General features: G+C 35.4%; 20 protein-coding genes. 12 read left to right on the top strand and 8 right to left on the bottom strand.

Annotated features, from left to right (window positions below; genetic code table 11):
• Window positions 1-5: 5 nt before the first annotated feature.
• The 7 genes from G3A47_RS24020 to G3A47_RS17725 all read right to left on the bottom strand — a co-directional run bounded on the left by G3A47_RS24020 (window position 6) and on the right by G3A47_RS17725 (window position 5573).
• Window positions 6-176, bottom strand: a complete 171-nt coding sequence (locus G3A47_RS24020) for an IS3 family transposase (RefSeq protein ID WP_083342489.1) — start codon at window positions 174-176, stop codon at window positions 6-8.
• 267 nt (window positions 177-443) lie between these two features.
• The gene (locus G3A47_RS17750; RefSeq protein ID WP_233431372.1) at window positions 444-1079 is read right to left on the bottom strand and encodes a VIT1/CCC1 transporter family protein; all 636 of its coding nucleotides are present in this window, start codon (window positions 1077-1079) and stop codon (window positions 444-446) included.
• A 90-nt stretch (window positions 1080-1169) separates the two neighbouring features.
• Complete coding sequence (locus G3A47_RS17745; RefSeq protein ID WP_070906617.1) at window positions 1170-1541, bottom strand: hypothetical protein; 372 nt, start codon at window positions 1539-1541, stop codon at window positions 1170-1172.
• A gap of 613 nt (window positions 1542-2154) precedes the next feature.
• Window positions 2155-2313: a hypothetical protein gene (locus G3A47_RS17740; RefSeq protein WP_165607915.1), complete on the bottom strand. Its 159-nt coding sequence runs from the start codon at window positions 2311-2313 to the stop codon at window positions 2155-2157.
• 534 nt (window positions 2314-2847) lie between these two features.
• Window positions 2848-3705, bottom strand: a complete 858-nt coding sequence (locus G3A47_RS17735) for a phospholipase D family protein (RefSeq protein ID WP_166924789.1) — start codon at window positions 3703-3705, stop codon at window positions 2848-2850.
• A gap of 943 nt (window positions 3706-4648) precedes the next feature.
• Window positions 4649-5032, bottom strand: a complete 384-nt coding sequence (locus tag G3A47_RS17730) for a hypothetical protein (RefSeq protein WP_166924787.1) — start codon at window positions 5030-5032, stop codon at window positions 4649-4651.
• Between the two features lie 85 nt (window positions 5033-5117).
• On the bottom strand, window positions 5118-5573 hold the full coding sequence (locus G3A47_RS17725) for a transposase (protein ID WP_070906614.1): 456 nt from the start codon (window positions 5571-5573) through the stop codon (window positions 5118-5120).
• A gap of 448 nt (window positions 5574-6021) precedes the next feature.
• Between G3A47_RS17725 and G3A47_RS17720 the strand changes: the two genes are divergently transcribed.
• From G3A47_RS17720 to G3A47_RS24015, 11 genes are all read left to right on the top strand, one after another.
• Window positions 6022-7779, top strand: a complete 1758-nt coding sequence (locus G3A47_RS17720) for a hypothetical protein (protein ID WP_166924785.1) — start codon at window positions 6022-6024, stop codon at window positions 7777-7779.
• 24 nt (window positions 7780-7803) lie between these two features.
• Window positions 7804-8853: a ferritin-like domain-containing protein gene (locus tag G3A47_RS17715; RefSeq protein WP_070906612.1), complete on the top strand. Its 1050-nt coding sequence runs from the start codon at window positions 7804-7806 to the stop codon at window positions 8851-8853.
• Between the two features lie 26 nt (window positions 8854-8879).
• The gene (locus tag G3A47_RS17710; protein WP_070906611.1) at window positions 8880-9317 is read left to right on the top strand and encodes a VOC family protein; all 438 of its coding nucleotides are present in this window, start codon (window positions 8880-8882) and stop codon (window positions 9315-9317) included.
• Between the two features lie 23 nt (window positions 9318-9340).
• Window positions 9341-10216 (top strand): EboA domain-containing protein, encoded by an 876-nt coding sequence (locus tag G3A47_RS17705; RefSeq protein ID WP_070906610.1) that lies wholly within the window; start codon window positions 9341-9343, stop codon window positions 10214-10216.
• Window positions 10217-10219: 3 nt separating this feature from the next.
• Window positions 10220-11128, top strand: a complete 909-nt coding sequence (locus tag G3A47_RS17700) for a TatD family hydrolase (RefSeq protein WP_070906609.1) — start codon at window positions 10220-10222, stop codon at window positions 11126-11128.
• On the top strand, window positions 11129-12025 hold the full coding sequence (eboC, locus tag G3A47_RS17695; RefSeq protein ID WP_070906608.1) for a UbiA-like protein EboC: 897 nt from the start codon (window positions 11129-11131) through the stop codon (window positions 12023-12025).
• 16 nt (window positions 12026-12041) lie between these two features.
• The gene (locus G3A47_RS17690) at window positions 12042-13214 is read left to right on the top strand and encodes a 3-dehydroquinate synthase (RefSeq protein ID WP_166924783.1); all 1173 of its coding nucleotides are present in this window, start codon (window positions 12042-12044) and stop codon (window positions 13212-13214) included.
• Window positions 13208-14413 carry a metabolite traffic protein EboE gene (gene eboE / locus G3A47_RS17685; RefSeq protein WP_070906606.1) on the top strand — a complete coding sequence of 402 codons (1206 nt, stop codon included), beginning with the start codon at window positions 13208-13210 and terminating at the stop codon, window positions 14411-14413. Before G3A47_RS17690 ends, eboE begins: the two co-directional genes overlap by 7 nt.
• A 96-nt stretch (window positions 14414-14509) precedes the next feature.
• Window positions 14510-15931 (top strand): alkaline phosphatase family protein, encoded by a 1422-nt coding sequence (locus tag G3A47_RS17680; protein WP_166924781.1) that lies wholly within the window; start codon window positions 14510-14512, stop codon window positions 15929-15931.
• 148 nt (window positions 15932-16079) lie between these two features.
• A complete protein-coding gene (locus tag G3A47_RS17675; RefSeq protein WP_166924779.1) occupies window positions 16080-16307 on the top strand; it encodes an IS6 family transposase in 228 nt (75 codons plus the stop codon).
• A 3-nt stretch (window positions 16308-16310) separates the two neighbouring features.
• Window positions 16311-16511, top strand: a complete 201-nt coding sequence (locus G3A47_RS24015) for a DDE-type integrase/transposase/recombinase (protein WP_166924776.1) — start codon at window positions 16311-16313, stop codon at window positions 16509-16511.
• Between the two features lie 239 nt (window positions 16512-16750).
• On the opposite strand, the gene map is transcribed toward G3A47_RS24015, so the two are convergent.
• Complete coding sequence (gene map / locus G3A47_RS17665) at window positions 16751-17515, bottom strand: type I methionyl aminopeptidase (RefSeq protein ID WP_070906602.1); 765 nt, start codon at window positions 17513-17515, stop codon at window positions 16751-16753.
• 896 nt (window positions 17516-18411) lie between these two features.
• Here map and G3A47_RS17660 point away from each other — a divergent pair.
• A partial coding sequence (locus tag G3A47_RS17660) for an Ig-like domain-containing protein (protein ID WP_166924774.1) occupies window positions 18412-22085 on the top strand: 3674 nt, incomplete at its 3' end.

Genomic DNA, 22085 nt, shown 5'->3' with positions numbered 1-22085 from the left:
TAAAATCAAGGCTTGTAGGTTTGCTTTTTAGAAATTAGATATTTACTTTGAAATTCTTCCATTGTTAAATTTCCAAGAGCAAAATGTCTTCGCACGGTATTAAAGAAATTTTCAATATAGTCATGAATTGATTTTCCGGCTTGTTTTCTGTTTTTGTATTTATAGCGGCATGTCAGAGTAAGTACTGATGAGCAGGCAGAGAAGGGGTTTTCAAAGCGTAATTAGGAGAAATGCTAAGAAAATATTGCAGCATAAACCAAATACAGATACGTAACGTAATTTATGAAGATCATTCAGTAAAAAAATTTAAGAAGCTTCAATGGAAAAAAAATCTTGTCAATCAAAAAAAATACAAAAATAAAATTAATCTGGTTCTTTTGTGAAGTGGGACAAGTTCAGTCATACTGTGGATGATGCTTACCAATGATAAAAACATATTTTCACTAACCAGTTTGAACGCCAAAAATATAGCCCACTAGTGCCGACATTACCATTGCAAAAGTACCCCAGATACAGATACGTAATACCGCTTTTAAAGTATGTGATCCGCCAGCTTTTGCTGCCAGTATTCCTGATAGTGCCAAAAAGAGTATCGAAAAACCATACTGATAAAATACCATTTCTTTGATAGGTGCAAAAATAGCCACCAAAAGCGGCAATAAACCACCAATAATAAAGGATATGGCCGATGCAAAAGCTGCTGTAAGCGGGTTGGGTTGTGTGATTTCATTAATTCCGAGTTCATCCCGCGCATGGGCTTCAAGCGCATCATGAGCCGTTAATTCCACAGCAACCTGCCTGGCCAGTTCTTTATTTAATCCTCTTTGAATATACATATCCGTTAATTCTTCCAGTTCTTCTTCCGGCAGGGTTTCAAGAGCAATTTTTTCTCTTTTCAAATCTGCAGTTTCTACATCAGCTTGGGAACTTACCGAAACATATTCACCTGCAGCCATGGAAAGTGCACCTGCTGTTAGACCCGCTATGGCAGCCAGTAAGATAGGCTCTCTTGTGACACTTGCTGCTGCCACACCAATGGCTAAACTGGTAGTAGATAAAATTCCGTCGTTTGCCCCCAGGACAGCTGCCCTGAGTCACCCGCTTCTATTGATATAATGGTTTTCAACGTGCATAATTTTAATTTATAGTAGTTTAATCCAATCCGGATCTTAAGAGGTTGTTGGAACGCCTCCAAAATTAGTTTTTAGAAACTGTCTTATTTGTAATGTTGTTTTGTTTTGTGTAGCGTTTTTCCAGTCATTGATATCATAAATATGAATCTGCTTTGCATTTGCGTTTGTAACAAATGAAATTCGGGATATTGAATCCTTATATTTTTTAATCTCATTTAACATTTCGCGATTTGGCACTACAACAAGAATGTTTTCCCAATCAAGAAAATTCTTAGGGATATCCTCACGGTATTTCAATCCTAAAAATTCAATAAAGGCTTTTATTTTTTGATCATTAAGCTTATGGATATCTAAGTCAACCTTTTTTAGAATAATGTGGAGATTTCTATCATCTCTAATTATACCCATATTTAAAATATTTTTTTCATATTATAAAATTATATCAACCTGTTGTAAAAGAATGATTTAAAATCTGTAGAATGATTCTAAATTTTAGAATACAATTTTAGTTAGTGTTTCAATGAAACTTTTTAAAGCTTTTTTAGATAATAATATACCCAGTGTACCAACTCTAAATTTTCAATACAGCTAGGAAGTTGTTTAATAAAAGATAATGACATACCAAGTGCATCATTATCGCCGGAAATTACTCTTTCACACCGTTTGATCAGATGACCGGTTTGAGAAGGCAATTCACAGATAATCTAGGTGCTTCAAAAGGAGTTTTGGGGATGTAGTTTTGGTCTAAAAAGTCTGCAAGCCCATTAAATAAAGGGCTTGTAAAATTTAACAAAGAAATAAAAAAATATTAACAAGAAAAATACCCGAGCGACTAAAAGTGCTTGATATATAGATTTCATTTTAAAATTTTTATATATCATGAATCAAAAATTTTTGCGCAAATTCAAATCATTTCTACTTTTAATAGTGGAAAAATTTCTGGAAAAATTAGCAGAAAATTTACTGCTAGAATTGTTTAAATTTCTTTTAATGCTCTATTTTCTTGCAAATTAAAAAGAGCTTATAAGCCGTCTGTCCCACCAGACGGTTTTTCTTTTTCTACAGATTCATCTTCATTAACAACTTCTTCTGTGTTGTCCATTTTATTTTCTACAATTGTTTCCTGATTTTCTTTTACAGTAGTAAAACTTTCTGGGATGTGATTCGAAAGTGTTTTCATGATTATATTGTTTTAAAATTATATTTATATATGTATATAATTAAACAATCATCCTAGATGCTTCTAAATGATTTCAGAGATGATATAAGTATATAATTATAAAGAATACAATCTATCAAATTCTTCAATTGTCATATAACCTATAGCTGAATGTCTTCTTTTCTTATTGTACCAATTTTCAATGTATTCGTATAGGATAAAGTTGGATTTTGGAAATACAATAATAAACGGTAATATTTGAGATTAACCACTAGAATGCTCTTGTAGATCTATAAGGTAGATCTGAAGCATCTATTAATGTAATACAGTTTCGAATCTAAAATTTGTTAGATCTGGATTTTACTGTTTTTCTATGAAGATTTTGGAGCGCAGTTGTAAAACTTCAATAGTGTTTTTTTTGATGCAGATATTCTTTTGAGTTTTGCGTTGAGAGGAGATGGTAATTGTTTTTGAAAATCTATTTACGAAATGATGAGGGAAAGTATCAATTTCATTATCCTAAATTTTGTATTTACTTCTGTCGCAGTTTTCTTTTTATAGAATTGGTTTTCTCATTGATGTTTTGCCGTGAGAAGGTTTACCTGTTTTGTGACAAAAATTTTCCAGATAGTTTTCATTTCCAAAAGATGCCCAGCTTCTATATGCTTGATACGAAAATGGCTTTTTCATATTAAACGTTATTTGTTCTCCTGTTCTAATACAAAATCCATTTGTTGGATTTTCAATTTCTTCTCTTTTTGGTCTTGATTTTGATTCTGCCCCTAATTCCAATTCAAAAGGAAAATCATTTAATGTTGTAATATCACGTAATTTATTTCTATTGGGTGAAGAGTAAAATTTATCAGTTGTATCGTGCAGTACATCTGATTTTATATAGTTTTTACCAAGTAGTGAACTTAATAATTTCTTTTCATATACTGGTCGTTTTATGTAGATAGCTTCGCTTTTTTCTGCAAGGTCATAACAGGCTTGATAAGCTTCATCGTCTGCATTTTTTGTGAATTTACTTAAAATGCTAGTTTCAGAATAGACTCCAAATTCGACATTATTTTTGAAAGAGTAGTCATATAAGTTCATAGAAGTTAAGACTCCTTTTTTTTCATTTCCATAATATTTTGCGTGTAGATTTGGAACATAAACTATGCTGATGTTCAAGAATTTTCTAAAATAATCAAAATCATTTTTGCTTAAACTTCTGTTGATTTCTCGTTCGTTTTTTCCAAAAACAATTAATATGTGGAGGTTTGGATTATTAAGATGATTATCAAAGAGTCTTATAAAATAGTCATCTAGTTTTATAAATGGGGAAACAATTAAAAGGTTTTGTTCTGCTTCCCAAATTATTTCATAAATTGCATTTTCAAGATTTTTTCCCGTAATAAATTTTCCCATTTAATTAAATTGTTTTTTGCAGGTTGACATTGAAATTACCCTCTGTTCAGATAGCCTAAAGTGAGCTAGTATGAATGATAAAAATCAGTTTTTACTGATTGTAAAAATAGGATTTTTATTTCATAAATAATTAACGATATTTTTTATTTGATCGATACCTTTTGTGCAGGCAATGGTATGGATTTGTGCAGTCATGTTTTGCTATAAGCCATCTCTTTGGGGTTGTTTTACTAGGTATTTTCGGGCAGTAATTTCGATGCTGGGGGGCAGGGAGTTTATTTAAATGAAATAGACTATTAAATAGTTATTTATTTAGTTAGTTGCTTTTCTTTTTCTAATTTGTGTTTTTTCTTTTCCTGAAATAAACCAATTTCTGGCATCAATTGAAAAACAAATAATATTTGAGACGTAGAATGTTATAATAGTAATACAGTTTCAAACCTAATCTTCTTAGGGCTTTAATTAACTGATTTTTTTAATTGTTCAAAATAGATTGTGCCATGATTTTGCCATAAAACCCAGAGTACGATTATTTACTATCTTTCATTTTAATAATGTTTAGAATATATTTTTTGTAACATTATCAGTAGGGAGTTTTTAATTTTAAAAATAGATTTTGCTAATTTAGATTTTTTTAGTTTGATTTTGACCGGTGAATGAGGAGTTGGTAGGAGTGGTTGTTTTATTTGAATGGGCGTTTTTTTTGTCGTCATTTGATTTCAAATGATTGAATGAAATTTACATGATGACAGGGTCTGAGTTCTGTATTTTCTATCAAAGCAAAAGCTTCAAAGAGATCTCTGAAACTTTTTTCGTTTTCTAGCTTTTCGCGTACGACCTACATCTTTTTGGTATGAATTGATACTTTTTATATTACAATAAGGCTATGGTTATAAGTTTTTTGTCTATGATGCCGTAATGTTTTGTTAATACAAATGAAGGGCTATTTAATAGTTTTGAGCAGATGATTTTCTAAGCCCAGCATTAATTGATGTACCAGTATATCATGGCTGGCTAAATAATTGTCATGATATATGATATTGTTTTTAACAGCATCAAAAATTACGACATAATCCTGTACATCAACTCTTACATCATTGACCCTGTAACGCATTTTGTAATATAATACATATCCTTTTATACTTTTATCCAAAGCTATTCTTTTGAGCTCAGGTTTTATACGGAGATCTACGTAATAGGTAGTGCCTTTATATGTCCCTTCAGACTGCCTTAGACTGCGTTGAGCAATTTCAGACCTTGTTATAGAATCAACCTCTTTCATTGAAATAATTTCCATATCATTGGGATAAGGTGACTCTGTTTTCATAAGTTTCAATACTGAATCAAGAACCTTTAATCGCATAGAAGCTCTGTTTTCTTTGTTGTCTTGAATTTTATTGGATTGAGTCGGCCTAAAATAGGTTGACAAGTTTTACAATATTAATTAAAACTAGTAAAGTTCTCTTTGCTGATTTTCTGTTGTCCCAATAATAGTAACTGATCTTGCTTACTTCAAGTATTTGGCAGGTGTTTGCAATTGGGTAGTGGTCTCTATGCTGTTTTATGAATTTAAATTTAGTAATTGTATCACCGGATAGAATGTGGGCGGCTTTCCTTAGGATATCTCTTTCCATTTGGACTTTTGTAAGCTCTTTTCTCAGAATTTTTAATTGAAGAAGCCTGTTTGGTGCTGCTTGTTTTTTCTTCTTGCCAAGTATTCCATCTTGAAGTTGGACTTTCCATCGTCTGATATTCTCTGGACTTGTATTTACTTCTTTAGCTGCCCGTATGATGCTGTAATACCTGTTGCTGAGTTCTACTACCTTTAGCTTAAATTCTAATGTATACTTTTGCTTTGGTTTTTCCATTTCTTTTGTTTTATAACCAATGGTCTTGAGTTTCTGTGCCCATTTTATGGTATGAACTCCAATATATAGCTATTTTGAATTTACAAACAAATAGCAGAGAAAAAGTTAAGCTAGATTTTTGTAATTAGTTTATTTATTAAACTCTTCAATAGTTTTAAAAATTAAAAATTCCTTTTGATAAATTCGAAAAATTGAGAACGTTGTTTTTTTACGACAAAATAGAGGTAATTCCACATTTATTATTTGTTTGTCCAACTGCTATAAAATCAATTTCATGCTTAGTTTTTTATACTCTATGGCAGAAAAAAAGTTGCCTGTAACATTTTATTACAGATCTACGGGAGTGTGATTTAAATTTGATACATAAACTATTAAAAAATAATATAAAAAAATGTTATTGATGTTAAAAAGCTGATTATTCTAAAATTTAAAAAACAAAACTAAAACTATGTCCTATTTAAACGTCCCGCGTCTTACATTTTCTGGTCAGTTTCAGGCCGATCCTTCGACTGTAAATAATGATCCCACACATTTTAACAATGAAACATTTGAGCCAAAATATCAAAATTACGGTCCGGGCCAGGAAAATGGTTGGTGGAATCCGGATGGTACCGGAAACTGGCGATTTCTAGGCTGTAAAATTACGAGTGTTACCTATCAGGACGGAACGAGTACGGATAATCCACTTTTAGATCCTATTATTGGTATGTCTGTCATGGATACCGATGCACGTACCGCAGGAAAAATTGTAGATTTAGATAGTCAGCAACAAATGGTTTCTCAACTTTGGGGGTTTGTGGTACGAATTGTAAATAATGAGGGTAATACACTGGTGAAAGGTGATTATGAGATGGCACCATTTAGCAATATTTGGTTTTCAAGATCGGTTGATTTACGAGGTAGTTCAGGAGCAGGGGCAACCTATCAGTCTGTTATAAAGAATATTGATTGGAATTTTAAAATATCTAACTCAAGATATCTTAACGAATTAAAAGCGGTAAGTGCTAAGCAATTATCTATACATTTTTCGGTGGATAGATTTAATGGAGATCACACCTCAGACCAATTTACTTTAGGCAGAATAGTTGGCTCAATAGGACCTTCAAATAATAGAGAACCTAAACATTTTGTATTGGGAAGACAATTATTTCCAAATCCACTTCCTCAATATTTACCGCAGGGACAAAGACAAAAATATAATTATGCTACCGCATTAGTCGATGAGAAATTAAAACAAGTTGTACTTGATTTTGGTAATGCGCTACAATTTAATGCAGAAGGGGTCAATACAAGTGAAAATTTACACCTTGTTATCAATACCAATACAGGGATATCAGTCATTGGACAAATAAATTATTCAGGTTTGGATTGGTATATGAATACATCAGGAATTTTTACTTTTCCACTTTCAGACGAACAGCTGGATCTTTGTAACCAATACCCATTGGCAATTGTTACAAATATGACAGACAGTATCAATGATGTTTTTAGTTTAAAAAAATCTAAGACGGGGATATTAATTTATACAGAGTCTATTGATTATGTAGGTGCTGATCAATTTGTATTTCGATTAGATCCTGAAGATAAGTGTAAAATTAATTTTTACGCAACTCATCTTGGAAAAGCACTTCCAAATGCAATCATTCAGGCACAAGATAATACACAAAATTTACTGGGTTCGCCACCACCGCCAGTGGTACCTGCAGTTGGTACTCCTCCAATACCTTATTTCTCAGGAAATAAACCCGCTGAAGTTACAACAGATGCAAATGGTAAAGCTGTACTTAGGTTTACAGCTCCCGATCCCGGAAATCCGAGAGTATACATTGATGGACAAATTTATGCTATCAGCTATAATCTGAGCACACAAAGTTTTGACGATTGTAATCAGTCTAATTTTATTAGTCTTTTGATTTTTTCAGGTGCTCCAACCCCAAAAATAATTCCTGACTGGGACAACTTTATTCAGCCCATCATGCAGCAATATGCCAATTTGTATCCGTTGATGTCAAAAGGAATTTTTAATCTGGCAGATAAAACGGTGGTTGATAAAAATGCGCAAATATTGCATTTAGTTTTTAGTAAAGATCTTGATGATCCTAATTATATGCCTGCAACAAGAGATCTTTCTAAATATAAAAAGACGGTTATTTTGAACTATTTACAAGATGTCATCGATAAAACTGCAACAGCAAATAAAGCATAGTATTCATAAAATAAAAATCTGATTATGATATTCTTAAAAACGATAAAAATTGAGACTCTCTCCGATCTAAAAAATGCGCTGCAAACTGCCATTGAGTTAGAACATTCCACAATTCCGCCCTACTTAACAGCAAATTTTACGCTATTTGAGACCGGTAATGATCAAATATCAAACCTGATAGGTTCTGTAGTTCGTGAAGAAATGCTACATTTATCTATAGCCTGCAATATATTGAATGCTGTAGGAGGAAGTCCGGTTATTAATAAACCTGGTTTTATACCACTATACCCGGGGCCTTTACCAGGCTCTGTAGTTGATGGATTACAGGTGCCGCTCAAAAAGTTTTCTTTAGATCTTGTGAAAGATGTTTTTATGTCAATTGAAGAGCCAGAAGATCCAATTGATATCCATAATCGTTTGATGGTCTCTAATGTAATTACCATAGGAGTGTTTTATACCAGAATAAAAGAAATAATAGTAGAACTTGAAGCTGCTGCAAAAGCGGAAGGAAAAACAATATTTGTTGGAAATCCAAACTATCAAATGACCTTTGAAAAATTTTATGATGCATCTTTATTATTCCCTATTGTCGATGAGGCAACTGCTTTAAGAGGTATAGATATCATTATTGATCAGGGTGAAGGAACAACAACAGATCCATTTGTAAGTTCTGCAGACGATGGAAATGTTCCTGAACTGGCGCACTACTACCGTTTTGAAGAAATTTATAAGGGTAAAACAATACAGGCAGACCCTGAGGGAGGGTATATGTTTGGGGATCCATTAATTCCGTTTAATCCTGAATTAGTACCAAATATGTGGCCAAATCCTAAAATGAATGATTATCCAAAGGATTCTCAGGCTTATATTAATAGTAAGTTCTTTAATTACAACTACACTTCTTTGCTTAATAGTTTGCATGAAACTTTTAATGGAGAACCAGAGAAGATTAGTACCGCAATGGGGGTAATGTATTCTTTGCGATTATATGCTCTTAAGTTGCTGGCGATTCCCGATCCTAATCACCCTGGTTTTGTAGCGGGGCCTAGTTTTGAATATGTTGTTGGGGAATAATGTGTTGATTTAAAAGTAAAAAAGAAATGAAATTTAAGTCAAAAACAGTAGTGATAAAAGTATCAGTCAGTGATATTCTTAAATCTAAAAAATTCTATGAGGAAATCCTTGATTTTAAAACAGATGGTAGATATACGCTCAACTCTGATGGGAATTTTGGCACAGAATCCTTTATACAACTGTATTTAGAGCATAAGAACAAAGATGGTTTTATGCTGGGATTATACAAAGATATTGACACTCCTTTTTACCCACTACCGGAAACAGGAACAGTTCCGAGCTTTATTGTAAAGGATATTCAGGCAACGCTTGATTATTTTAGAGTCAATGGAGTGGTGATCGATGAAATAGACGGTGTTGTAATCAATTCTAATACTTCAGATGACGGGTATGAAGATCGTTTTTTCTTTTTTAGAGATCCGGATAATAATTCACTGGTTGTCAGGGAAAACATTTTAAAGTAACTGAGCCTAAAAAGATTTATAAAATGAAAACGGATAGGACAGCAACAGCAATAAGAATTAATTCAGCAGAAATAATACGAACTCTAATTCGACAGAAACTTTCAGAAGCTGAATCAGATTGGATGGAAAGCCATATCTGGTTTGAGAACAACACACAGTTTTTTCAGACTTTTGGTTTAGTTACCAGGAAAATTTCGCCAATAATTCCAAAATGGACCTTGCAGGAAACTATTTTGCTGGAAGAATTGTATCCCGGCTTTACAACAGCTAATTGGGATCTGCAGCAGCTTTGCCGTAGTTTGTTAATGATGCACCTTCCAGAGCATCAAAATATTGAAACAATAAAGAACCTGGCAGAAATGGCAGACATAAAAGAGTTAGTCAGTTTGTATAAGGGACTTTTTTTCTTAAAAAATGCAAAGGAATTTATTTTGACAATTCAGGAAGGAATCAGAACCAATATGGTTGCAGTGTTTGATGCTATAGCCTTAGGGAATCCTTTTGCAGCAAAATACCTGCCGGTTGATGCATGGAATCAGTTGGTGCTGAAAGCCCTTTTTATGGGGCGTCCATTGTATCAAATTATTGACTTAGAACTACGTAAAAATGAAAAGCTGGCCTTAATTATACACGATTATATTCACGAACGCTGGTCGGCAGGACGATTAGTATCACCGGAAATTTGGAGATTGACAGCCGGTTTTGTAAACCGGGAAATAGCAGACGATCTGACAAAAGCAATAGGAACCGGAGAGTTATTGACCCAAGTGGCTGCGGTAAAAGTGCTGAAAGAGAGTACTTTTTTTAAAGAAAATGAAATTTCTGAAGAGGTATTATCTCAAAGCACGGCAACATGGGATGAAATAGGAACCCAATATTATTCACTATTAAAAATTTAGTACATGTATTACATTGACCCACATATTCACATGGTATCCAGAACAACAGATGATTACCAGGCAATGCGTGCTGCAGGTATTGTAGCTGTTATTGAACCGGCATTTTGGCTTGGCCAGGCACGAACAGAAGCTTCTTCTTTTAAGGATTATTTCAGCACCTTGGTGGGGTGGGAAAGATTCAGAGCTTCACAATTCGGAATTAAGCATTATTGTACTATAGGGCTAAACTCTAAAGAAGCCAACAATGAAGCTCTGGCAGAAAAAGTGATGGATTTATTACCGTTGTTTGCAGCAAAAGAAGGAGTAGTGGCAATTGGAGAAATTGGTTATGACGATCAGACTCCGGCCGAAGATAAATATTTCAGACTACAGATCGATTTGGCTTTGAAATTTAATTTGCCGATAATGGTTCATACCCCGCATCGGGATAAAAAAAATGGAACCATCAGAAGTATGGATGTGCTGGAAGAACATGGAGTGGCTCCTCATATGGTGGTAATCGACCACAATAACGAAGAAACAGCCAAACAGGTTTTAGATCGCGGATATTGGGCTGCTTTTACCATTTATCCCAATACCAAAATGGGGAATGAACGGATGGTAGAGGTTGTAAAGCAGTACGGATCTGAACGTATTATTGTAGACAGTTCTGCCGATTGGGGAGTAAGTGATCCTTTATCTGTTCCTAAAACGGCAGCTTTAATGCTTGAAAGAGGAATTGCTAAAGAGGATGTTCATCTAACCTGCTATAAAAATGCCTTAACGGCTTATTCTCAAAGCGGGCAAATGAATGAAGAAGACTGGAAAAATGAAATCACCATCACTCAGGATTCTTTATTTGAAGGAAGCAGTGTGCTCAGAGGACAGGAATCTAAAGAAATTGTATATCCAAAAATCATTATAGAAAACTAGATGTCAGGTAAGTTATTCTATTTAGTAACCTTAGTGCGTCCCGCAAATATTGTTACGGCAGTGACTGATATTCTTGCGGGGATTGCTGTTTCCGGGCTTTTAGTTTTGAATGGCAACAATGAGAATGGGATACAGAATGTGTTGCTGCTCGTGCTTTCTACAATTGGCTTGTATGGAGGGGGTATTGTATTTAATGATATTTTCGATTTGGAAGCAGATACCATAAATCGGCCGGAAAGAGTACTCCCACGTGGGCTGGTGAGCAAAGATGAAGCTATTTTACTGGGCAGTTTTATGTTACTGGCAGGAATCGGATTTGCTTTTACGGTATCAGTTCTCAGTGGTATGCTGGCAGCGGTAATTGGTGTATTGGCTCTTACTTATGATAAAATAAGTAAACATTATTCCATTGCAGGTCCATTAAACATGGGACTTTGTCGGGGAGGAAATTTGCTTTTAGGGATGAGCATCAATAATGACGCCGTTTTTACTTATTGGTACATTGGCATTATTCCTATTTTATTTATTGCAGCCATCACACTTACGGCTAAAAAAGAAGCTTCGGGAAATAATAAGTCCGCTATACTGACTGCTCTGCTACTCGATGCAATAGTAGTTGTTCTGTTTATTTTTATAGGATACAAGCTTGAATTTAGATTTTGGCAGCTCCTGCCTTTTCTTCTTTTTTGGTACGGAATTAATTTTTTTGCAAAATACAAAGCTTTCCTTTACAATCAGCCGGTTGCGATACAAAAGGCGGTAAAAACAGGGGTATTATCCCTAATTCCTCTTAATGCAAGTTATGTAGCAGGTTCGGCAGGACTGGTATACGCATTGTTTGTACTGGCCTTGTTGCCAATATCGATTTTATTATCTAAAAAGTTTGCCGTAACCTGATTTATACTTTATCAAAATGAAACAACAACAGATACTTCAGCAGAATTTTCAGGTCACATTTAATTATGACATTATTTTTAGCCGTTCTTTATTTGATACCGGCAATACCTCACTTATTGATGTGATCAAAAAAGAACCCGCTTTCCAACAGCCCAAAATTGCTATAGTAATAGATAGAGGAGTTGTTGAAACAACAAGTCAGTTCATCGCAAATGTGATTCACTATTTTAATCATTATCAGTTTGGAATTTCAGAACATAGTATCAATGTCGTTCAGGGAGGAGAAGCCGTTAAGAATAGTTTGGATGTTATTGAATCGGTTCTGCAATTAATCAATGACAATAAAATAGACAGGCATTCTTTTCTTATTGCAATAGGAGGGGGCGCTGTACTCGATGCCGTAGGTTATGCTGCGGCAATTGCACATCGCGGTGTACGCCTGATCCGGATACCAACGACCGTTTTATCTCAAAACGATTCGGGAGTTGGGGTAAAGAACAGTATGAATTATTTTGGTAAAAAGAACTTTCTGGGCACATTTGCCCCACCGTATGCAGTACTAAATGATTCTGATTTTTTAACAACGCTAAAGGAACGGGACTGGCGATCCGGTATTTCCGAAGCTATAAAAGTGGCGCTCATAAAAGATGCTTCTTTTTTTGACTGGATAGAGAATAATGCGCAGGCTCTCAATAACAGAGAAGTTTCGGTTATGGAAACGCTTATTATTCGTTGTGCTGCTTTGCATACCGATCATATTTCTAAAAATGGGGATCCCTTTGAGAAAGGTTCATCTCGTCCATTAGACTTTGGACATTGGGCAGCCCACAAAATGGAACAGCTTACTAATTATGAAATTACCCACGGAGAAGCCGTAGCAATTGGTATAGCCCTCGATGTTACTTACTCTTTTTTGATACATAGAATTGATGCACTGAGTCTGGAACGAATTTTAAAATGTTTCCTAACATTGGGTTTTGCAATAACACACCCGGTTCTTGATGCTCATTTAGAGGAGGTAATTAGAGGATTAGAAGAGTTCAGAGAGCATCTTGGCGGCCGGCTTACGATCATGTTGATAAATGAAATAGGTATTGGTGAAGAGGTACATGCACTGGATAAAGAGATAATTATACAATCGGTTCAGTATCTCAATTCATTTTGTCAGCTAAATACAGAAGTATGTTAATTGGTTCCAATAGTCATTTAAGTTACTGTACCAATATTCATGCGGGCGAATCCTGGGAAGTTGTTTTTGAAAGTGTAAAAACGTATTGTATTCCACTTAAAAAGAAAGTCTCTCCACATAAGCCTTTTGGTATAGGTTTACGGCTTTCTTATCAGGCTGCTTCTGAATTGATAGCAGAAAATCATCTTTTGATTTTTAAAGACTGGTTACAGAAAAACGAAATGTATGTATTTACGATGAATGGATTTCCGTATGGAAATTTTCATAACGAGGTCATTAAGGATAAAGTTCATTTACCAGATTGGACAAACCCTGACAGATTAAATTACACAGAGTTGCTTTTTAACATTTTATCGCAACTTTTGCCACCTGATATCGAAGGAGGAATTTCGACTTCACCGCTTTCTTATAAACATTGGTATGCTACTGAAAACAGTTTAACAGAAGCAAAACGAACTGCCACAAGCCAGTTGATCACAGTAGTGGCTCAGTTGGTTAAAATACAGGAATCCAAAGGTAAAATGATGCATTTGGATATAGAACCGGAACCCGATGGCATAATTGAAAGCAGCGACGAATATATCGCTTTTTTCGAGGATTATTTACTTAAGGAAGGAGCTTCATTATTAGTCAAAAATCTTTTATGCAGTTTAACTCAGGCACAAGAATATATTCGTAATCACATACAGCTTTGTTATGATATCTGCCATTTTTCCATTGGATTTGAAGAAAGTGATGAGGTCATCAGAAAAATGCAAAAGCACGGTTTGAATATTGGCAAATTACAAATTAGTGCCGCGCTCAAATGTACAGTTTCAGAAAATACAACAGTTGAACAACTCCAAAAATGCCTGAAAACTTTTGATGAACCAACCTATCTGCACCAGGCAGTTATTAAAACAAAAGAAGGAGCATTACTCAAATTTAAGGATTTGAAAAATGGAATAGAAGCGATAAGCCGTGATGATTTTCGGGAGCTTCGTACTCATTTTCATGTACCCATATTTGTTGAAGATTATCAGCTCTTGCAATCTACTCAAAATGATATTACAACAATTTTGCGAAGTTGGCACAAAAATGAGTTTACCAGACATCTGGAAATCGAAACCTATACCTGGCAGGTATTGCCGATTCATTTACAAACCGATTTAGATCAATCCATCGAGAGAGAGCTGAAATGGGTACTTGATAAATTTTGAAATGATGATTGTAAAATGTGCAATGTGAAAATCATTTTAATCTATATAATTTCTGGTAAAAAAATGCCGGCTATATAAAACTATACTACCAAAATCATGCAGCAAACAGTCGTTATAAATGTAGTAGGACTTACGAGTTCCCTACTTCAAAATCCAGATCTTTTTTTGCATCAATGGCAAAAGAAAAAGGGGAATTTAAGTATTATTGAACCAGTACTTCCGGCGCTCACCTGTTCAGCTCAGGCAACTTACTTAACCGGAAAATGGCCTTCGGAACATGGGATTGTGGGAAATGGATGGTACGACAGGAATGATATGGAGGTAAAAATGTGGAAACAGTCAAATAAACTGGTACAATCACCAAAAATATGGGATTTAGCAAGGGAAATAGATCCGTCATTTACTTGTGCTAATTTGTTTTGGTGGTACAATATGTATTCTGATGCTGATTTTACAGTGACACCGCGTCCGCAATATTGGGCAGATGGACAGAAGAAGCCTGATTGTTATTCAAAACCCTCTGACTTACGGGATCGTCTCCAGGCTCAACTGGGAACATTTCCTCTTTTTGATTTTTGGGGACCAAAAACAACAATCCGTTCCAGCCAATGGATCGCCAATGCTGCAAAACTTGTTTACCAATGGCATAATCCGACACTAACTTTAATCTACTTACCACATTTAGATTACTGCTGTCAAAAGTTTCAACCCGGGTCACCCGAAATCAATGAAGATGTAAAAGCGATTGACAAAGTATGCAAAGACTTAATCGAATATTTTGAAAGTAAGGGGACGGAAGTTGTTGTTTTGTCTGAGTATGGTATTACTGAAGTTAACAATCCCATACATATTAATCGATTTTTACGCACACACGGATATTTGCAAATACGAGAAGAACGAGGATTAGAATTACTGGATACCGGGGAATGTAAGGCTTTTGCATTGGCAGACCATCAAATTGCGCATTTATATGTGAAAGAGAATGAAGATATTGTTGAGCTCAAAGAATTAATTCAGAAGATACCCGGAATTGCAAAAGTATTGGACAGCAAAGGAAAAAAAGAGCACCATCTGGATCACGAACGTTCAGGAGATCTTGTTCTGGTTGCAGATCATAACAGTTGGTTCACCTATTATTACTGGATGGAGGATAACAAGGCCCCCGATTTTGCCCGTACTGTGGAAATTCATAAAAAAATAGGTTATGATCCGGTGGAGTTGTTTTTAGATCCTAAGCAGAGATTTATTTTGCCCCGCATCCTTTTTAAATTGATTAAAAAGAAACTGGGGTTTCGCACCCTTATGAATGTTATTCCATTGGACGCCAGTTTGGTTAAAGGATCTCATGGCTGTATTCCGGACAAAAAAGAAGACAAACCGATATTAATCGCAAAAAATAAATTGCCAAATAAAGTTGAGAGTAACTTTATTTGCCAGTATATATTAAATATTGTATTTAAATCTAAGCAGGATATGCTGACAAAAACTACAGACTTAGAAATGGAAGAATTATCTTAGTTTTTAGTTAGACACTACCAAAAAAACTTAAAACTGCTGCTAAAACAGTAATTAGGACAAAGTATTTAATTTCTTATTAGTAATATTATTTGTGGGTTCTGTTTCACCTATTAATAACTATTATTCTCAATGCTTGAAAATATATTAAATGAATGCCAAAGGTCACTGTTATCCCAAAGTTATTATTCTTCAGGCTGTTTATTTCAAATTGAGATTTAAATCGAGATTTAAATTGAGTTGCAGGGATGTTGAAGAAATAATGAAAATGCGCGGAATACAGGTTGATCATACTACGATTCAGCGTTGGGTATTTAAATTTGCTCCAATCATGGAATTTCAAATGAAAAAGAGAGAGATTAGAGCGGGAATGAGCTAGAGAATGGATGAGACCGATATAAAAGTTAAAGGTATTTGGTATTATTTGTATAGGGCTGTAGATAAATCGGGTAACACAGTAGATTTTCTTCTGATTAAAAGAAGACAGAGAATGAGTGCCCAATCATTTCTAATTATGGCAATAAATAATAAGTACAACCCAATTTTGAGATACTATTGTATTGAATCAATAGTATTTTGTTAAATTTTTCTAAGTGATACATCAGGCGTTTCACACTGAGGAACTATAAAAATTATATTGTTATTTATGTTGTCTCCCGCATCTAAACTTACTTTTTTTTCATTTTTAAAATTATAGCGTCAAAAAAATGAATCGGTTTAAAACTGCTTTGTCCATTTTAGCAGTAAAATCAAAGAAACGTTATTTTTAATTAATTGAAAAACTACACAATTTTGATAAGTTGCTTATGTATGAAAACTACTTTAGTTAAAAATTCCGTTTTTTTCTGTTAGTATTATCGGTTTTCCGTCCGTTACAACAATTGTGTGCTCGTGTTGTGCCATAAAACCACCATTGTTCCCAACCATTGTCCAGCCGTCATTTAATTCTATAGCATATGTTGAATTAGTTGAAATAAAAGTCTCAATTGCTACTACGGCATTCTTCTTAAATCGTCTTTGATCAAAACGATTTCTATAATTCAAAATTTCATCAGGTTGTTCGTGTAAACTTCTTCCAATTCCGTGCCCGCTTAGATTTTTAATGATTTTAAAGCCTCTTCTTTTTGCTTCCGTTTCCATTATGTATCCAATATCCGAAATTTTAACACCGTCCTTTATATTATTAATTGCTTTTTCTAAGATTTCTCTTGAAGCATTAACAATTTTTTGATGTTGGTGAATGTCTTTTCCTAAAACGAATGAAGCTCCATTATCTGCCCAAAATCCGTCAAGTTCTGCTGAAACGTCAATGTTTATTAGATCGCCTTCTTTTAGAATTCTTTTCACAGAAGGAATTCCGTGACAAAATTCATTACCAACACTTATACAGTTCCAACCTGGAAAGCCATAAGTCAAATGTGGTGCAGACTTTGCTCCAAAATCAGATAAAATTTTTGCTCCGTATTGGTCGAGCTCTTTTGTACTCATTCCAGGCTGAGCATAATCTATCATTTCTTTGAGAGTATAGGCAACAGCATCACTTGCTTTTTGCATTCCTAATAACTCCGATTCTTTTGTTATTGACATAGTTCTCTATTTTTGATGCATTATCATTTAGTAATTTCTGTTAATTCACAAATATACAAATTGCATATTTTCGGTTAATTCTTATTACAATGCTTGTTTCCATAAAAAAATATAAGAATAAAAATAAATATCTGATTAGCTGATTTTAAAGGAGTGAAGCTTGAAGATACGGAAGTACTCTCTCTCTTTTAGGATAAGAAACGCGTATTTTTACCTATAAACAATTAAAAGTAAATATTTATTTTTGATTGAGAAATATTGTGTAGTGTTTTAGAAATGAATTAAAATGAGAGCTCTAGGTATCATAATTGTTTTCTATATTAGATAATCATATTAAAGAAAATGCTGATTTATTGGAAATTATAACTTGCTTTTTCGTTCTTTTTTCTTACATTTACACAAGCCGGAATCTATCATTAAAAAAATCTGTACCTATGAAAAGAATTATTTACTCTGAATTTTGTTTCACACAACCAAAGTGTGATTTTTTTAGAATTAAAATAGTTGATTCTAATGTTACCTGCTTACTGTATGTAAAAAAATTAAGCGGAGTATAATCGTTTAATTCATTTCTGCAAATTGATTTTTTAAACACGACAATTTATTTGTTGTTTTTATGGCATGATAAATTATTATTTGTCAGCTAAGTTATTGTGTCAAAATCACTTATTGCCACAACCTATTTTTTCCCTTTCTTATTTCCTGAACTGATTCATAAAAAGGTCAGTTTTTTTTCTACATGCTATTTGTTGAGTGAATTTATTTAATGCTAAGTTAATTGATCTATTGCGAACAGTACGGTTTGAATTGCAGTAATATTTCTACAAAATTGTTTTGATATTTTTTTATAAGGCCTATGTTAAAAAAGTTATTCTGTACAATAAAAGCTTTTTATTATGAGAAAAATTTCACTTATTGCATTGTTTGTTTTATTGAGTTTTAGTAAAGTTACTGCCCAAACTCCGGGAATGATTTATAATCCTGCTACAGGAGCGGGAACTACAGTACTTGATCCCAATGGAGATGGTTTTACGTCGGCTACTGCAAACGGTTTTACAACAGATGATCAGCTTCAAAGTGAGATTCCATATAAATCATTGGTTTTTCCTATGATAGAGCCAAACAGTGATCTTAGTGCAGGACCAAATTGTAGTTTTACTGATTTTGTAGATCAGGGAGATCAGGATCCTGTTCAATCTTATTTAGATGGTAATGGTAATTGGCTTTTTAGGATGAGGATGGGAAGTAGTTCTCCTAATTCAAAAAGTTATAGTATTCTGATTGACACCGATGGTAAATTTGGCGGAGTTGGACCTAATGCCGATCCGCAATATTCAAATTCAAATCCGGGTTTTGAGATAGAAATAGTGTTAGCCACAAATTTTGGCGTTTTTGTATATGATGTAAATAATAATAATTGTACACCTGTTATTTCGTATGCTGGAACTACAAATTATCAAAAGTCGATTGCCCTGACCACAAGTTGCAGTAATCCGGATTATTTTTATGATTTTTTCGTAAAGATGAGTGACCTGACAACTACGTTTGCGCCATTATCCACGATCATCAATTCAAGTACAGCCATCCGTATGGCAATGGTTGATAATATGGGAGCTCAAAAATCGACTCTGTGTAATCCTGCATCTGCTTCTGATATTGCTGGTATTGATTCCAGTTGTGGCAGTCTTGAAAATTGCTTTGTACATATTATTGATAATTATACTCCCTGCGCTCCTGGTGTGGTATGTCCGGATCGTTCACTTTGTCCGGGTATTTCAGGTGTTAGTACGGGAGATTCATCGGTATCGGGCACCTCTACTGAAGCTGATGGTACAGTGATAACGGTATATAAGAATGGAGCTTCTATTGGTACAACTTCTGTTAGTTTAGGAGTATGGACTCTTACGGGAATTTCTCCGGTTTTAACCACAGGACAGATTATTACTGCCACATCAACCGCCCCCGGCAAAGGACAGTCTATAGCAAACTGTAATCCTGTAACTGTTGTAAGTTGCGCCTTGTCAACAACAGTACCTGCAGCAGGAGATATTACTAAGATATCAGGAAGTAAGGGGTATTCGCTTACTGTAAATCGACCAGTTGGTACCATTGTTAGATGCTATAATGCCAATGGTACTCTTATAAATCCAGTTGCGTTAATTTTAGAAGCCCCCTATAATTTAAATACGGTAACCACAACTTCGAATCCTCAAACCGTACTTTTCAAGTGTCAGACAGGTAACTGTTTTTGTACAGCTGTTTATCTTTTTACTTATCAAGAACCAGGAAAATGCGAGTCGGGTTATACTTATGATTGTCAATATTCCAGCGCTACTGCCACTGCAAATCCTACTATAGCAACAAGTCCGGTTCTATCCTCGACAACTTCTATTTCCGGATCAGTAAATTCGCCTGATAATGTATCGGGAATTACTGTAAATCTTCTGGCAAACGGAACACAGATAGGAACAGCAACAACTACGGCTGGAGGAGCATGGACTATTAGTGGTTTATCATTGTCAAACCGAGAATGTCAAACGTTGTCTGTGACTGCTATTGCTTCCGGAAAATGTATTTCTACCGGGTCTGTAATGGCAATAGTACAAAGAAAAGCAAACACACCAATTGTTAATGGTCCTATTTGTTCAACAGCTGCTGTTACTAGTGTTTCCGGTTCATTAGCAGAGGCGGCAGGTACAATCGTACAAGTATATGAAAATGGAGTTTTAGAAGGAACTACAACAGTTGCTGCTAACGGAACATGGACTGCTTCAACTGGAATCAGTATTGCTCTTGGCAGTACTATTACGGCCAGGGCACTAGGAACCTGTCTTTCGTTAAGTAATGTATCAAATTCGATTGTTGTCGGTACAAAATCATCAAATGCTTTAGTAATCACTACTTCATCTGTTTACGAATGTGGAAATTCAGTAAGTGGTACGGGAACAAATGGAGATATTATTAGCCTTTTTGTAGATGGATTTCAAGTTGGTGGAACTACCACTGTTTCGGGTGGTACGTGGACTATTGGCAGTTTGTCTTCAGATTGTTCTTTATATATGGGAGGTGTAATTACAGCAAAAGCGACTACAGGTTCAAATTGTGAAGGAAGTGCATCAGCAGGAGTTACAATTGTATGTATGAATCCTTCAAATAGTCTGAACGTCACTTTGGCTTCGACATCTATTTGTTCCGGTTCAACTGCTGCTGTAACCGTTCAGGGTTCAGAAAGTGGAATTATTTATCAGTTATTTAATGGAGCTTCAATGAGTGGTTCTTCAAAATCAGGTACGGGTACTAATCTAACTCTAACCTCTGCAGCATTGAATAGTTCGACTTCTCTTACTGTAAAAGCTATTAAATTAGGGACTTCCTGTTCAATAAATTTAGTGAATACCGCTTCTGTTACAATTGCATCTACACCTGCTCCAACAGGAAGCAGCTCTCAAAGTTTCTGTTCTGCTTCAACGGTTGGCAATTTAAGTGCCACTGGAAGTACGATCAACTGGTATGCGGCATCAAGTGGAGGAAGTCCTTTGGCTACGAGTACCCCTTTGACAGACGGTACGCATTATTTTGCTTCGCAGACAGTATCAGGTTGTGAGTCGGTCACCAGACTCGATGTAACCGCTCATGTTAATATCACTGCGGCTCCAACAGGAAGCAGTTCTCAGAGTTTCTGCTCGGCTTCAACGGTTAGCAATTTAAGCGCCACAGGAAGTACGATCAACTGGTATTCGGCATCAAGCGGAGGTAGTCCTTTGGCTACGAGTACCCCTTTGACAGATGGTACGCATTATTTTGCTTCTCAGACAGTATCAGGCTGTGAGTCGGCCACCAGACTCGATGTAACTGCTCATGTTAATATCACTCCGGCTCCAACAGGCAATGCAACCCAGAGTTTCTGCTCAGCTTCAACGGTTAGCAATTTAAGCGCCACTGGAAGTACGATCAACTGGTATTCGGCATCAAGTGGGGGAAGTCCTTTGGCTACGAGTACCCCTTTGACAGACGGTACGCATTATTTTGCTTCTCAGACAGTATCAGGCTGTGAGTCGGTTAGCAGACTTGATGTAACTGCTCATATCAATATCACCCCGGCTCCAACAGGAAGCAGTTCCCAGAGTTTCTGCTCGGCTTCAACGGTTGGCAATTTAAGCGCCACAGGAAGTACGATCAACTGGTATGCGGCATCAAGTGGGGGAAGTCCTTTGGCTACGAGTACCCCTTTGACAGACGGCGCACATTATTTTGCTTCTCAGACAGTATCAGGCTGTGAGTCGGCCACCAGACTCGATGTAACTGCTCATATCAATATCACCCCAGCTCCAACAGGAAGCAGTTCCCAGAGTTTCTGCTCGGCTTCAACGGTTGGCAATTTAAGCGCCACAGGAAGTACGATCAATTGGTATTCGGCATCAAGTGGGGGAAGTCCCTTGGCCGCGAATACGCCTTTGATAGACGGTACGCATTATTTTGCTTCGCAGACAGTATCAGGCTGTGAGTCGGCCACCAGACTCGATGTAACTGCTCATATCAATATCACCCCGGCTCCAACAGGAAGCAGTTC

Origin of the sequence: Flavobacterium poyangense (assembly GCF_011751075.1) — a bacterium.
Taxonomy (GTDB): Bacteria; Bacteroidota; Bacteroidia; order Flavobacteriales; family Flavobacteriaceae; genus Flavobacterium; species Flavobacterium poyangense.
This window is presented reverse-complemented; position numbering and strand designations above follow the sequence as displayed.

What these genes read in the sequence shown, in the direction of transcription:
- G3A47_RS17745 (WP_070906617.1), bottom strand. Translation starts at nt 1,541, where the DNA reads ATGGGTATAATTAGAGATGATAGAAATCTCCACATTATTCTAAAAAAG.
- G3A47_RS17740 (WP_165607915.1), bottom strand. Translation starts at nt 2,313, where the DNA reads ATGAAAACACTTTCGAATCACATCCCAGAAAGTTTTACTACTGTAAAA.
- G3A47_RS17735 (WP_166924789.1), bottom strand. Translation starts at nt 3,705, where the DNA reads ATGGGAAAATTTATTACGGGAAAAAATCTTGAAAATGCAATTTATGAA.
- G3A47_RS17730 (WP_166924787.1), bottom strand. Translation starts at nt 5,032, where the DNA reads ATGAAAACAGAGTCACCTTATCCCAATGATATGGAAATTATTTCAATG.
- G3A47_RS17725 (WP_070906614.1), bottom strand. Translation starts at nt 5,573, where the DNA reads ATGGAAAAACCAAAGCAAAAGTATACATTAGAATTTAAGCTAAAGGTA.
- G3A47_RS17720 (WP_166924785.1), top strand. Translation starts at nt 6,022, where the DNA reads ATGTCCTATTTAAACGTCCCGCGTCTTACATTTTCTGGTCAGTTTCAG.
- G3A47_RS17715 (WP_070906612.1), top strand. Translation starts at nt 7,804, where the DNA reads ATGATATTCTTAAAAACGATAAAAATTGAGACTCTCTCCGATCTAAAA.
- G3A47_RS17710 (WP_070906611.1), top strand. Translation starts at nt 8,880, where the DNA reads ATGAAATTTAAGTCAAAAACAGTAGTGATAAAAGTATCAGTCAGTGAT.
- G3A47_RS17705 (WP_070906610.1), top strand. Translation starts at nt 9,341, where the DNA reads ATGAAAACGGATAGGACAGCAACAGCAATAAGAATTAATTCAGCAGAA.
- G3A47_RS17700 (WP_070906609.1), top strand. Translation starts at nt 10,220, where the DNA reads ATGTATTACATTGACCCACATATTCACATGGTATCCAGAACAACAGAT.
- eboC (WP_070906608.1), top strand. Translation starts at nt 11,129, where the DNA reads ATGTCAGGTAAGTTATTCTATTTAGTAACCTTAGTGCGTCCCGCAAAT.
- G3A47_RS17690 (WP_166924783.1), top strand. Translation starts at nt 12,042, where the DNA reads ATGAAACAACAACAGATACTTCAGCAGAATTTTCAGGTCACATTTAAT.
- eboE (WP_070906606.1), top strand. Translation starts at nt 13,208, where the DNA reads ATGTTAATTGGTTCCAATAGTCATTTAAGTTACTGTACCAATATTCAT.
- G3A47_RS17680 (WP_166924781.1), top strand. Translation starts at nt 14,510, where the DNA reads ATGCAGCAAACAGTCGTTATAAATGTAGTAGGACTTACGAGTTCCCTA.
- G3A47_RS17675 (WP_166924779.1), top strand. Translation starts at nt 16,080, where the DNA reads ATGAATGCCAAAGGTCACTGTTATCCCAAAGTTATTATTCTTCAGGCT.
- G3A47_RS24015 (WP_166924776.1), top strand. Translation starts at nt 16,311, where the DNA reads ATGGATGAGACCGATATAAAAGTTAAAGGTATTTGGTATTATTTGTAT.
- map (WP_070906602.1), bottom strand. Translation starts at nt 17,515, where the DNA reads ATGTCAATAACAAAAGAATCGGAGTTATTAGGAATGCAAAAAGCAAGT.